Genomic DNA, 13610 nt, shown 5'->3' on the forward strand with positions numbered 1-13610 from the left:
AGGAAGTTTTATGACGACTAATAATGAAGAATATCTCGCACAAAGACAGTTGAAAAAAGGAGCCGCAGGTTGGATTTTACTTGCTGGTTTGGGTGTCTCATACGTAATATCTGGCGATTTTGCTGGCTGGAACTTTGGTATAGCTCAAGCTGGGTGGGGCGGTTTTGTTATTGCCGCTGTGCTTATGGGGATTATGTATTTAACACTGGTTCTATCTTTAGCAGAAATGTCGGCGGCTATTCCTGCTGCTGGTGGTGGTTATAGTTTTGCACGACAAGCGATGGGACCGGTTGGGGGTTATCTAACAGGTTTAGCTGTATTAATTGAGTACACCCTTGCTCCTGCAGCGATTGTTATTTTTATCGGTTCTGCTGTTAATGAATTATTAGGTATAGATGGCCCCATGGTCTATGCCGCTTTCTATATCATTTTTGTAGGTATTCATGTTTTAGGTGTTGGTGAAGCCTTAAAAGTAATGATGGTAATCAGCGCATTAGCTGTGCTGGCGATTATCACAACAGGTGTCGTGTTATTACAAGATTTCAGTGTAGATAATTTATTTGATATTGCACCGCTTGCTAATGGCACTGAGTTTTTGCCAATGGGATATTATGGTGTTTGGGCGGCATTACCTTTTGCCATGTGGTTATTCCTTGCTGTTGAAGGTGTGCCATTAGCCGCAGAAGAAGCTAAAGACCCAGCTAAAGATGTGCCTAAAGGTATTATTGCAGCGATGATCTTCTTATTATTTACAGCTGTTCTCGTTGTTGTACTTGTTGCTGGTGCTGCTGGTGCTCAAGCTACCGGTGCCAGTGCTGTACCTTTAGTTGACGCGTTAAATATGACAGGTAACCCTAAGATCGCCACTATGGTGAATGTATTAGGTTTAGCGGGGTTGATCGCTTCATTCTTTTCTATCATTTATGGTTATAGCCGCTTGGTGTTTGCCTTGTCTCGTGCTGGCTATTTACCGCAAAAATTGTCATTAACAAGTCAACGTAAAGTACCTGTGCGCGCACTAATTGTGCCTGGTGTTTTGGGATTTTTACTTTCGTTGACAGGTGAAGGAGACTTAATGTTGTCAATGGCTGTAGTAGGTGCGACCGTATCTTATGCCATGATGTCGGGTAGTCATATATTACTACGTATTAAGCAGCCAGAAATGAACCGTCCATACAAAACGCCAGGTGGTATTTTTACTTCAGGCATTTCATTTGTATTGTCGTTAATCGCGTTAACAGGTGTATATGCATATGACGTAAGAGCATTTTACTTTACTTTAATATTGTTTGTTATCGGTATGGTTTATTATGCTTTGATTGGTCGAAATAATTTAGTAGCGAGCACTGCTGAAGAAGAATTTGCACTGTTATCTCAAGCGGAAAGTGAACTAGCAACGGATTAACAATAACTACAGTTAATTGTTATTAGTCTTTCCAGAAACCTATTTTAGTAAGGTAGGTTTCTGGTTTTTTTGATTATTTGTAGGGAAATATAAGGCTTTTTGATTTTCAAAGTTAATCAATATTTTTACTCTCACTCTAACTACATATATAAATATTCAAATTAATTTATGTGTTCTTTGTTTCCTCAGTGTTTATTTCAGCATTTTCTTCTTCAAGCTTGGCTGTTATTTTTTGACTGAAGTCGTTTAAACCTTCTTGTACAAAGTCATAAGTTAAATCAATCTCGCTAGCAATTTCATCCTCAAGAACCGATAGTTTATCTAATATATCGCGTGCTTCACCAAACCCGGTATCTATACCGCTGCGAATAACACCCATAAATTGGGTAAGTGCTTCACTTTCACTCAGATCGCTGTTTTGTTCTTTGTATGCATTAAAGAATGCTGTCGCCCCCGTAATAATACGTTTTGCTGTAGCTTCTGAAGATACATCTAGATTGTTCTCATAAGCTTTTTCTATTGTGCTTTCTTTGCCTGTAGCTGGCATGTGCTTATTGATTTCTTCTATTGCGGTTCGAAATAAAAGTGACATAACACTCGGGCCATCTTTTAAGCTTACCTCTAGTTGGGCTTCAACAATTCTCTTATCGCTTTCTTTTTTCATATCAGCAATATTATATGACGGCTTAGTTTGCTCTACCGATGCTGTATGATTACTAACGCTTGATATAGCCATGAGAACCTCATTTATGATGTATGTTTTATAAACTAGTTTAGTCGTTTATTGTTAGCTGTACAGTTAAACTCGCTAATCTTTCTTTGCATTGAGTTTGAAGAGGGCTTGTTATAGTAATTTCAGAGGTGTTTTGTCAGCTTTTAGCTGTTCTTTAAATACGTGGTGCTTTGTAAATAATATAAAACTCTTATTATTTAAAAATGCTGCAACCTTTTTAATCTTTTTATCGTTTTAGACATTAGGTCGCTCCAAAAATAATATATTGAAACTATACGTAAGCTTTGTAAAACGTTACTTATCATTATTTTTTGACATGCTTTTTTACACTTGCACTTTGGTACATATAGTTTGAGGTAGACCAACTTAGTAAAACGTCTTGGTTTTAAGTGTTTTATCTTGAGTTATAAATAGTTCTATTTACACATAAAACGTAACATTTTTTTTGTATATTTTATGTAATGGTATCTATTAATTTTTATTTATAAAGCTACTATATCTTTATGCTTTATAAGCTAAATTTTATTGCTAACTCCGTTGTAGCAATAAATTATTGTTTTGCCATCTTTTAAGGTTAATCGTTTTATGAACTGCACTTTTCGGCACGGTTTTATAATCTTTAGTAGTCTATTTTTGTTTTCATGTGGAAACCTGTCAGAAATCGATAAAAAAATAGTAGATGTAACTCCGCCTACAAATTGGCAACAAGCTTCCTCCGCTCTAAAAGTGGAAGATAATTGGTTAGCTCAATTTAACAATAGTCAACTTAACATGTTAGTTGAACAAGCATTACAAGCTAATCATCAATTAAAAATACAGGCTTATCAAGTTGATATATCTAAGCAAAATGTGATTGTTTCAGGTAGTCAATTATGGCCAGAACTTGATTTGTCGGTGCAAAGCAGTCGAATTAAATCAACACAGCCTACAACTTATTCATCTGATAACGAGTTATCTTTAGACTTAAGTTATGAAGTCGACATTTGGGGCAAGTTATCAGCGGCAGAACGTGAAGACCAGTATAATTACTTAGCGCAAAAAGCTTTGTTTGAACAAGCGAAACAACAATTAGTTGTAGATGTAGTAACAAGTTGGTTAGCTGTAATTGAAGCAAATAAGCTTTTAGATTTATATCAAAAGCAAGCTGCCAACTCTCGTGAAAACTTAATGATAATTGAAGCTGGCTATCAAGCAGGTCTTAATGAAGCGCTTGATGTGTATTTGATACGTAATGAGCTCAATACCGCTTTATCACAAGTTGCATTACAAGAAGTTGAGAAAGTTAAGCAAGTAAGAGTATTAGAACGATTAATGGGGAAATACCCAACAGGCACTCTCGATGTTAATGCTCAATTACCTGAAATTAAAGATGATATTCCTTTAGGGTTACCTTCTGAACTGATTAGTAGAAAACCTCACTTAAAATCTAGCTGGTATCAACTACTTGCTAAAGATGCGGGTTTAGCTTACGCACATAAACAACGTTTTCCTGGTATTAACTTATCTGCTTCATTAAGTGATTCAGCCGATGATATTGGTGACTTATTGAGTAGCTCTTCCTTAGCTTGGTCTTTAATTGGTAGTATTTCTGCTCCTATTTTTAATGCTGGAAGATTAGAAGCGAACGAGGAAATAGTACGTGCAGAGCTTAGACAAAGCGAGCAAACCTATTTAGATGATTTATATGGTGCATTTAGTGATGTTGAAAATGCGTTATCAGTAGAAAAAAGTCTACGACAACGTTATGAAACAACGTTAGCAGCACAAGAAAACGCTATGTTAGCGGCAACACTTTCTTTTGAGCAATACCAAAGTGGTTTAGTAACTTACACCACGGTACTTGAAGCTCAAGCTCGATCATTTGATGCTCAAGCTAATTTAATTAACATACAAAATCAATTAATTGTGAACCGTATTAACTTACACCTTTCACTGGGTGGTGACTTTACCGCTGTGTCTGCAGAATCAAAGGCTGAATAAACATGACAAACAATAAAAAATCTCGAATCAGTAAACTTATAGTACCTCTCTGCGTTGTCGTGATAACTGCTGCTTTGGTTTATTGGATTAAAACAAATCCACCAGAAAGTAAACGTAAAGAAGCAAGCAATGCTCCTCAAATGACGGTTGAAGTTAAAAAGCTTATACCGCGCAGCTATCAAGTAAGCGTTGAAAGTTTTGGTACTGTAGCCCCAAGAACACAAAGTGTTTTATTTTCTCAGGTATCAGGTCAAATTATTAAAGTGAGCCCGCAATTTCGTGATGGTGGTTTTTTTGATAAAGGTGATGTACTTCTTGAATTAGATGATAGAGATTTTCGATCTGAAGCAAAAACAGCTGAAGCGGCTTTAATTGAAGCTAAACAAAACTATGCAGAAGAGAAAGCCCGAGGTGAGCAAGCAATAACAGATTGGAAACGCCTAGGTAATGGTAAAGAAGCTTCAGACTTAGTGTTACGTAAACCACAACTTGCTGCAGCACAAGCTCAAGTTTTATCTGCAGAAGCACAGTTTGAGAAATCGAATTTAGCATTAGAGCGAACAAAAATTATAGCTCCTTATGCAGGACGAATTCTTACAAAGAATGTTGATATTGGACAGGTTGTGTCAAGTACAACAGCGTTAGCTGATATTTACGCTGCAGACTATGTTGAAATTCGTTTACCTATAAAAAATAAAGATTTAGCGTTAATGAAGTTACCTGAAGAATACATTAATGATGCAAATGAAGATAAAGCATTAGGTAATGTTGTTATTTCGTCTAACTTAATTGGCAAGCAAGTTTGGCAAGGTAATATTGTGCGTACTGAAAGTGCTATAGATGAAGACTCTCAGCAACTTTATGTTGTTGCACAAATTGATAAACCTTATGAAAGTAATAACCAAACTGCTCAAATTAAAATTGGTCAATATGTTACCGCGGCCATAGAAGGTAAAAAAGTTGAAGGTGCACTTGTTGTTCCAAGTAGCTCAATTTACCAAGGTAGTTATGTTTACATAGTTGAAGAAGGGGTTTTAAAGCGTAAATATATAGAAGTCACTTGGCAAAATGGTATTGAATCTATTATTGGTTCAGGACTATCTGCAGGTGATAACTTGGTGATAACTGCCCTTGGACAAATTAACTCTGGAACTCGTGTACTTATTGCTGGTGAGCCAGTAGCACCTCGCAGTGGCCCTCGAAATGGTAAAGGTAAGAAGGGCGAAGGTAAAAAAGGCCAGGGTAAAAAAGGTGAAGGTAATAATGATAAGGTGAATAACTCATGATAGCTTGGTTTGCCAAAAATCATGTGGCAGCAAACTTACTGCTACTTACAATATTATTTGCCGGTTTATACAATTTAAGCATGCGGATCCCTCTAGAGATATTTCCTACTACTGAAGCCGAAACTATCAGTGTTAGTGTTTCTTTGCGTGCAGCGACACCTGAAGACGTAGAGCAGGGGATTTCTATTCGTATTGAAGAAGCGATACAAGATTTAGAAGGTATTAAAGAGATCCGCAGTAACTCATCAGAAGGCAGTGCATCTGTTACTATCGAAGTTGATAGTGGTTATGAACCTCGTGAAATACTTTCTGATATTAAAAGCCGTGTTGATGCGATTAATACATTTCCAGCTGATGCTGAAAAACCGATTGTTGCTTTAGCTACACGTAAAAGAGATGTTATTGCTGTTACAGTTACCAGTATTTACGGTGAAAAGGAAACTCGTGAATATGGGGAAAAAGTAAGAGACGACTTATTAAAAATACCAACCATTACCCAGCTTGAATTGGCTGGCGTACGTGATTACGAAATAGCGATAGAAATATCTCAAGATACTTTGCGACAATATGATTTAACCATTAATGAAATATCGTCTGCTGTTGCTAATTCCAGTATAGATGTATCTGCTGGTAATTTAAGAACTGAAGGTGGAGATATTTTATTACGTTCTAAAGGGCAGGCTTATCGTAAAGATGCTTTTGATGAGATCGTAGTAAAAAGTAACCCTGACGGTTCAATAATTCTTTTAGGTGACATTGCTACAGTCACCGATGGTTTTGAAGAAACGCCGGTTAGAGCTCGATTTAATGGCGAGCAAGCCGTATTTATTGATGTATATAGAATTGGGCAACAAAGTGCTATTGAAGTAGCTGATGCGGTTAAAAACTATATTGATGAACAACAAGAACTTTTACCTGAGGGTTTTGCGTTAAGTTATTGGGATGATGATTCTCAAATTGTTAAAAACCGTATTTCAACTCTTGCTTCAAGTGCTTTTCAAGGCAGTATTTTAGTACTGGCTTTACTCTCTTTATTTTTAAGACCATCCATTGCTTTTTGGGTGTTTATTGGTATCCCAATTTCATTTATGGGTGCCTTTATAATGATGCCGTTTTTTGGTGTTACTTTAAACGTTGTCAGTATTTTTGCTTTTATTTTAGTGCTAGGGATAGTGGTGGATGACGCCATAGTTACGGGGGAGAATATTTACTCCCATTTAAAAACTGCTAAGTCTGGTGAAGAAGCTGCTATTAAAGGTACTCAAGAGGTATCTGTTCCTGTAACTTTTGGTATTTTAACAACCGTTGCGGCATTTTTACCTTTGTATTTTATTGAAGGTGATCGTAGTGCATTATTTACTCAGATACCTGTTATTGTTATTCCCGTTTTATTGTTTTCATTAATAGAATCGAAGTTTGTTTTACCTTCACATCTTAAGCGATTAAAACTACGTTCTGAGAAAACTAAAAGATCCAAGTTTGGAGAATTCCAACAACGTTTTGCTGATGGTTTTGAAGCTATTATACTTCGTTATTATCAACCGATATTAAGAGTAGCGATTAGAAATAAAGCCACAACTGTTCTTGGTTTTACTGCGGTTTTCTTAATTATTCTTACATTAGTTGTTAGTGGTTGGACTAAATTTATTTTCTTCCCAAGAGTTCCTGGCGAAACAATCAGTGCAACAGTTGTATTACCTGCTGGAACACCGTTTGAATTAACCAATCAACACATCATGAAAATGGCAGAAAAAGCGGAAGAACTTCAAGCTAAATACATAGAACCTTCAACTGATAAAAGCGTAGTGCTAAATATTCTCGCTTCTACAGGTGGTCGTGGTGGTACGTCAAATGTAGGTAGTGTTCGTTTTGAAATTACACCACCAGAATCTCGTGAGTTATTAATTGGTGCAAGCGATTTAGCGAAAGAATGGCGTAGTTTAATTGGTGCAATACCTGGTGCTGAAAGTGTGACTTTCAGAGCGGAAAGAGGACGAGTATCAGATCCTATTGACGTGCAATTATCAGGTACTTCATTAGAAACGTTAAATGCCGTAGCAGAAAAAGTTAAAGGACGTTTAGCAACCTACCCAACTGTGTTTGATATTGCTGATAGTTTATCAAATGGTAAGCAAGAAATTGGTATTGAATTAACTGAACAAGGTAAAGCATTAGGCTTGACCCGAAACTCTGTTGCTAGTGAGGTTAGACGCTCGTTTTTTGGCTCTGAAGCACAACGTATTCAGCGTGGTCGAGATGATGTGAGAGTGATGGTGCGTTTACCACTAGAAGAGCGACGCACTATGGCTGATCTTGAGAGTATTCTTATTTCAACACCAAGTGGTGGAACCGTTCCGCTTTCTCATGTTGCTAGATTAATTCCAGGGACAAGTCCTTCTACAATAACTCGAATTAACTTATATCGTACCGTTAACATTACTGCGGATATTGAGAAAGAAAATACCAATATGACGATATTGCAAGCTGATTTGACTGAGTACTTAGATGAGCTGTTACTTCAGTATCCTGGAATTAATTACACATTAGAAGGTGAAGCAAAAGAACAGAGTGAATCGTTTAATTCGTTATTTATTGGTTTGTTGTTCGTGTTCTTTATTATTTATGCGCTATTAGCCATTCCATTTAAGTCTTATATACAGCCTATTATTGTGATGAGTATTATACCTTTTGGCATGATAGGCGCTGTTATTGGGCATTGGATTGTTGGTATGGATTTAACGATCACTAGTGTATTAGGTATGCTGGCATTGATAGGTGTTGTTGTTAATGACTCATTAGTTTTAGTCGATTTTATCAATAAAAAACGTCTTGAAGGTATTGCAACTATGGATGCTGTATTAACGGCAGGTGCTGCGCGATTTAGACCGGTAATATTAACTAGTTTAACAACCTTTATTGGTTTAATACCTTTATTGTTTGATGAGTCTACTCAAGCACAATACTTGATTCCTATGGCGGTTTCATTAGGCTTTGGTATTTTATTCGCTACTTTTATTACATTAATTTTAGTACCGGTAAATTACTTAATTGTGGAACATATAAAAGCTTTATTTAGTGGTAATAAAGAAGGCTTATATTTGAGTGATAATTCGGTTAAAGCTGCTGAATAATATATGTAATAAATTGCACTTATTAATTTTTAATAAGTGCAATAAATCTAATGTAATCATTTTATGTTTAATTTAGACATAATACTTAACCTGAACTTGGGATAAGCGATTATGCCTAACATTGTTATTTAACCTCCTACCTTAGTTGCCTATTTAGTTCGAGATGATTTTAAGATTAACTATCGTGTCCTAGAAGAAAGTAAGGAATGATATGTTTAAGTCATCTCAATTTTTGAAGGCTTCTTTTAAGGCTTTAGAGGTTAACGTTGAGGTGGGTAGAATGTTTTATTTTACAAGCTTTAGAAGTAAACGCTATCTAAAGCTTGCTCTGGTATATTAGTTAACTTAACTATTTCCCCAAGGGTTAGCTTTACCTGCAGCTCTTTCTCGTGTTTTTATTGCTTTCTTTGCTCTTAACCTTTCAGCATCTTCAAAACTCAAGTCTGCAGGCTCTTTAGGACTTTGATCGGCAGGTACAATACGTGCACGTGGTAGCAATAAAAATTGCTCATCATCAGCTTTAGGAAGACCTTTATATTGATACAAATAAAAGGCTTCTACTTTTTCACGAGCCCAATCTGTTTTTTTCAGGAATTTAATACTTGAAGCAATACTAGGGTTCTTTCTGAAGCAATTAATGTTTAAATAAGCATCAAGCAATTCAAAACCATATTGATCTACTATTTCATTTAATAAGGTTTCTAGTTTTAGGCCGTGAAGAGGGTTGTTATGATATGGGTTTTCGGTAGTCATGTTTGGCCTTTTTGTCACTTGTGTGAATTAATATGTTGATATGATGTCTATTATAAATTTCCTTCGAGTGTTTAGATAGTTTTATTACATAGTCCTCATTTTTTTGGGGTAATAATTAGATCTAATATACTTATCTTAGGTTTTTATATTTTATCCACTTTTTATAGTCTATTAGCTCTACCATTTAAAATAACGTCTATTTTGATTTATAGTGTTATTTTAGAAATGTTTATTCTATAAGTATTTCTTTTCTAATTCTTCTGCAGGTAAAGGTTTATCAAAAAAATAGCCTTGCATTTTATCTACATTCAAATTTTTACAGAAGTTTAAATCACTTTCTGTTTCAACACCTTCAGCAACAATTTCAAGCTCTAAAGATTGGATCATTACCACTAAGCCTGTGAGTAATTGTTTTACTTTTTCTTTAGATGTTGCATTTGGCATTAGTGATTTATCTATTTTTACAATATCTATCGGAAAACTATGCAAATGTGATAATGATGAAAAACCTGTACCAAAATCATCGAGTGAAATCTTACAGCCTAAGTCACTTAATCCTTGAATAACTTTCTCTGTTTTATCTGGCTCTACAATTAACGCTGTTTCTGTTAATTCTAATTCAATTAAATGTGCTGGGACTTTATATTGATTCAGACAATTGCTGATGAAATCAAGTAGGTATTCATCTGTTAGTTGGCGTGAAGATAAATTAATTGCCATGGTCATAGGCACAAGACGACTTTGATTCCAGTAACTTAGCTGTTTTATGGCTTCTTGCAAAACCCATTTACCAATTTCAATAATTAAACGTGACTTTTCAGCTATAGGAATAAAGGTGTCTGGGCTGATCATTTCACCGTCTAGATTCCAACGAATAAGTGCTTCAACACCAGTTAGTTGTTCGGTTGTTGAATCGATTACGGGTTGATAATTTAAATAAAAGTTGTTGTTATTAATGGCTGTTTTTAATTGGTCTTCAATAGTGAAGTGAGCTAAAAATTCTTTTTGCATTTCTTCTTCAAAAAATGAAAATTGACTACGGCCTTTGTTTTTAGCTTTGTACATTGCTATGTCAGCAAATTTAAATAATTCTTTCGTATCTGTACTATCCCAAGGACAAATAGCTATACCAATGCTTGCTCCTGAACGAATAGAATGTTTATCAATAATAATGGGTTCATTTAATGAGTTAATAATGCGTTGGGCAACAATGCTTGCACCATTCACAGATGTTAAGTGCTTTAATGTAATTGCAAATTCGTCACCGCCTAATCTTGCGAAAACTTCATTGCCTCGTAAGCAACCACTTATTCTTTTAACGACTTCAATAAGGAGCTGATCACCAATATCATGTCCAAAATTGTCGTTTACATATTTAAAATGATCTAGATCGATTAAGAGCAATGCAAGAATCGTATGGTCTCTTTGGTGGCTTTTTATATCTCTTATTAAAGCTTCATCAAAAAAATACCGATTAGATAAACCCGTTAAACTATCGTGCTCTGAAAGTTTTTTGGTGTACTGATAACTTTGGTATAACTCTTTTTCAAGATCTGAACGAGCTTGAGCATTAATAATTGCTCGTTGTAATCTGAAGGCGTTTATTTCATTTTTTACTAAAAAGTCTTGCGCGCCCGCATTAATACAATTAAGAGCTAATTCATCTTCCTTTGACGTACTCATCATAATCACGGCGATATTATGCCTTTTGGGGGCGTCTTTTAACTCCAATAATAATTCAATACCGTTTCTTTGCGGAAGATTGTAATCTAGTAAAACTGTATCAAAAGATGCGTTACTTAACTGGGTAAGTGCATCATCTATTGATTCAACTTCAGTAATTTTGCAGGTAATATTACTGCGTTTAAGAGTTCTTTTTATTAGTTCTCTATCAACAAGATCGTCATCAACGATTAATACATTCATCTGTTGCAACGGGACTCCAATTCTATTGTGATTTAGTTAATTTTATCATAGTGTTAAAAGGAAATACTTTAATGTTATGTAAAGTTTTATTTAGGTAAACGAACAACTTTCCAGTAACTATCTAAGACATTAATAATGTCTAAGAACTGTTCGCCCGACTTTCCTTTAACAAAATATCCCGCTATTTGCTGACGATAACTCGATATCATGTCTTCTTCTGATTCTGAGGTCGTTAACACAAAAACTACAATATCAGATAATTCATCATCTGCACGTAGTGCTTTTAAAAACTCAATTCCGCCCATTCTTGGCATTTGTAAATCAAGTAAAATGATTAGTGGACGTGAAATTTTATTACTTTTTAATAATTCTAAAGCTTCTATTCCATCATAAGCTCGCACAATCTCATTCGATATTCGCTGCTTTAAAAAGTTTCTCTTAATCATCATGGCATCTATATCATCATCTTCTACGAGTAATAAAGTTACCTCATCAGTATCATCAGCCATATTCTTTTCCTTGTTTATCAACGAAGTTTACAAGAATATTAATTTTTTTTCCAAAATATTAGTATTCTTGTTCCACGTTTACCATCTGAATGTATCATCACGCTTCCTTGGTAGTGAGTGACTATTTTTTTGATCATAGATAAGCCCATACCACTACCTTCTACTTTGTCTCTTGGTTTTAACGTTTGAAACATTTCCATCGCTTTTTCATGAAACTCTTCTGGTATGCCTGGTCCATCATCTTCTACGGTAATAATATGAAAGTCATTTCCTTGTTCATAAGAGATGATTATAGTCCCATTTTCTTTATCATGATGTTTAATTGAATTTGAAAGTAAATTTCTTAATACAATTTCAAAAGGTACTTCTGGAATTGTAATGTTGATATCTGGTGCAATGATGTTGAATCCACTAGGTATATCGAGCAATTTATCTAAATCTTTAGTCATTTCTTTAAGATTGATCGATATACTTTTAAATTCAGTTCGGTTAATACGTGAGTAATCAAGTAAATCGTTGAGTAATTTCATCATACGATCACTTCGTTGAGTTAAAATATCTAAGTGATTTTTGGATTCTTCAGGGATGATATCTATACAGTCTTCTCTTACCCAGCCAACCAGTTGTTTTATTGCATTTAAAGGTGACTTTAGGTCGTGAGAAGCGACATAAGAAAACTGTTCTAGGTCTTTATTCGATTTCTCTAAATGTTTGGTTTTAGTCTCTAGGGATGAATTTATCCTATCAGCATAATCAAGCGCGAGTCTGTTAGCTCTTGATAAAAAGAGAAAAAGTCCAAGTAGCATAGAGTCTATAAACAACCCCCCAATTAATATATATGAAGATTGATTCGCGGTTGATTCATTTCTAAAACTTAAATTTGATTGAATAGAAAAACTCCAAACACGACCATTTAGTTTGATATCAATTTGTTTTGTAAATAATGGGGTATTATCAAAATCTGTTAAGCTTTTATTATCTTTGTCGTCGTAAAGTATGTCTCCCGAATCTGTTATCTTAATACTTACTTGTCTATTTTTTTCGGCCAAGGTACCTTGCATTAAGTTTTTCATAATAAAAGGTGCATAAACAACACCTTCAATTAAATCTCTTCGTTCATCTATGCTTTTGGGTTTACTCCCATTTTTATAAAAAGGAGTATAAAACAAAAATCCCGGTGTTTTCTTAGCGTCTTGAACTAAAGTTATAGGCCCCGTTAGTTGGGCTTCTCCTGTATCTCTAGCTTTCTTAACTGAGGAATATCTATTTGTTTCAAATGCCATATCAAGACCAACAGCCATTTTGTTTGGCGCTACGGGTTCAATGTATGTAATTGGCCAATATTCAGATTCAGTATGGTTTGGGTGTATTTTATAGTTGGGTCTATATTGTCGTTGTTCATCTAAATAGCTATTTAGTTGATCAGGCTTAATATTATATATAATACCTATGCCATTTATCCCTGGATAAGTTAGATCTATTTTTAGACTGTTTGCATATAAAGCCCAGCGAGGTTGGGTTATTTCTGTTTCAACAGAGTCTATATAGGCAACGCCACTCCAAAGTGCGTTTTCATAAAGCTTCATTCTTTCTTTTACTAAATTGACGACTTGTTCCGCATTTCGTTCAAATTTAGCTTCAAGTTTTTGGTTTAATTGTGATTTTGAATAATACCAAGCGATTAATGTAATAACGATTGAGAGGACCACAATAAGCCAATGTACTAGATGCATTTGGCCTGCTTTTAGTAATTTTTCTCTTTCTTCGTGGATATTTTTCGGATCAAGCATCAATTCTATATCTCTTATTATTCCTTTAGTTAACTATAGCGGTTAATTATAACTTTACCGATAAAATATTTATTTTTTTGGGATAAATAAATTTTGA

The 13610-nt window shown here is 35.0% G+C and carries 9 protein-coding genes; 4 read left to right on the forward strand and 5 right to left on the reverse strand.

Annotation, left to right across the window (positions count from 1 at the left end; translation table 11 throughout):
- Positions 1–10: 10 nt before the first annotated feature.
- On the forward strand, positions 11–1405 hold the full coding sequence (gene eat, locus Q5N69_RS00635; protein ID WP_304366647.1) for an ethanolamine permease: 1395 nt from the start codon (positions 11–13) through the stop codon (positions 1403–1405).
- 166 nt (positions 1406–1571) lie between these two features.
- Here eat and Q5N69_RS00640 read toward each other — a convergent pair whose 3' ends face one another.
- Entirely contained in the window at positions 1572–2141 is a 570-nt protein-coding gene (locus Q5N69_RS00640; RefSeq protein ID WP_304366649.1) for a DUF5610 domain-containing protein, read from the reverse strand.
- A gap of 582 nt (positions 2142–2723) precedes the next feature.
- Here Q5N69_RS00640 and Q5N69_RS00645 point away from each other — a divergent pair.
- From Q5N69_RS00645 to Q5N69_RS00655, 3 genes are read left to right on the forward strand one after another with little or no spacing between them, the layout of a single operon-like run.
- Positions 2724–4118 carry a TolC family protein gene (locus tag Q5N69_RS00645; RefSeq protein ID WP_304366650.1) on the forward strand — a complete coding sequence of 465 codons (1395 nt, stop codon included), beginning with the start codon at positions 2724–2726 and terminating at the stop codon, positions 4116–4118.
- 2 nt (positions 4119–4120) lie between these two features.
- A complete protein-coding gene (locus tag Q5N69_RS00650; protein ID WP_304366652.1) occupies positions 4121–5404 on the forward strand; it encodes an efflux RND transporter periplasmic adaptor subunit in 1284 nt (427 codons plus the stop codon).
- On the forward strand, positions 5401–8535 hold the full coding sequence (locus Q5N69_RS00655) for an efflux RND transporter permease subunit (RefSeq protein ID WP_304366653.1): 3135 nt from the start codon (positions 5401–5403) through the stop codon (positions 8533–8535). Before Q5N69_RS00650 ends, Q5N69_RS00655 begins: the two co-directional genes overlap by 4 nt.
- Before the next feature lie 345 nt (positions 8536–8880).
- Here Q5N69_RS00655 and Q5N69_RS00660 read toward each other — a convergent pair whose 3' ends face one another.
- The 4 genes from Q5N69_RS00660 to Q5N69_RS00675 all read right to left on the reverse strand — a co-directional run bounded on the left by Q5N69_RS00660 (position 8881) and on the right by Q5N69_RS00675 (position 13513).
- On the reverse strand, positions 8881–9288 hold the full coding sequence (locus Q5N69_RS00660) for a VF530 family DNA-binding protein (RefSeq protein ID WP_304366655.1): 408 nt from the start codon (positions 9286–9288) through the stop codon (positions 8881–8883).
- 234 nt (positions 9289–9522) lie between these two features.
- Positions 9523–11214 carry a bifunctional diguanylate cyclase/phosphodiesterase gene (locus Q5N69_RS00665; protein WP_304366967.1) on the reverse strand — a complete coding sequence of 564 codons (1692 nt, stop codon included), beginning with the start codon at positions 11212–11214 and terminating at the stop codon, positions 9523–9525.
- A gap of 86 nt (positions 11215–11300) precedes the next feature.
- Positions 11301–11723 (reverse strand): response regulator, encoded by a 423-nt coding sequence (locus Q5N69_RS00670; protein WP_304366657.1) that lies wholly within the window; start codon positions 11721–11723, stop codon positions 11301–11303.
- 38 nt (positions 11724–11761) lie between these two features.
- Complete coding sequence (locus tag Q5N69_RS00675) at positions 11762–13513, reverse strand: CHASE domain-containing protein (RefSeq protein ID WP_304366659.1); 1752 nt, start codon at positions 13511–13513, stop codon at positions 11762–11764.
- Positions 13514–13610 lie beyond the last annotated feature (97 nt).

The sequence above is a fragment of the Pseudocolwellia sp. AS88 genome (assembly GCF_030551755.1).
In the GTDB taxonomy this organism is placed as follows: Bacteria; Pseudomonadota; Gammaproteobacteria; order Enterobacterales; family Alteromonadaceae; genus Pseudocolwellia.

Bases quoted from the DNA above. Each gene is read 5' to 3' on its own strand.
- Q5N69_RS00640 (WP_304366649.1), bottom strand. From the start codon at position 2,141: ATGGCTATATCAAGCGTTAGTAATCATACAGCATCGGTAGAGCAAACT.
- Q5N69_RS00670 (WP_304366657.1), bottom strand. From the start codon at position 11,723: ATGGCTGATGATACTGATGAGGTAACTTTATTACTCGTAGAAGATGAT.
- Q5N69_RS00650 (WP_304366652.1), top strand. From the start codon at position 4,121: ATGACAAACAATAAAAAATCTCGAATCAGTAAACTTATAGTACCTCTC.
- eat (WP_304366647.1), top strand. From the start codon at position 11: ATGACGACTAATAATGAAGAATATCTCGCACAAAGACAGTTGAAAAAA.
- Q5N69_RS00655 (WP_304366653.1), top strand. From the start codon at position 5,401: ATGATAGCTTGGTTTGCCAAAAATCATGTGGCAGCAAACTTACTGCTA.
- Q5N69_RS00645 (WP_304366650.1), top strand. From the start codon at position 2,724: ATGAACTGCACTTTTCGGCACGGTTTTATAATCTTTAGTAGTCTATTT.
- Q5N69_RS00675 (WP_304366659.1), bottom strand. From the start codon at position 13,513: ATGCTTGATCCGAAAAATATCCACGAAGAAAGAGAAAAATTACTAAAA.
- Q5N69_RS00665 (WP_304366967.1), bottom strand. From the start codon at position 11,214: ATGAATGTATTAATCGTTGATGACGATCTTGTTGATAGAGAACTAATA.
- Q5N69_RS00660 (WP_304366655.1), bottom strand. From the start codon at position 9,288: ATGACTACCGAAAACCCATATCATAACAACCCTCTTCACGGCCTAAAA.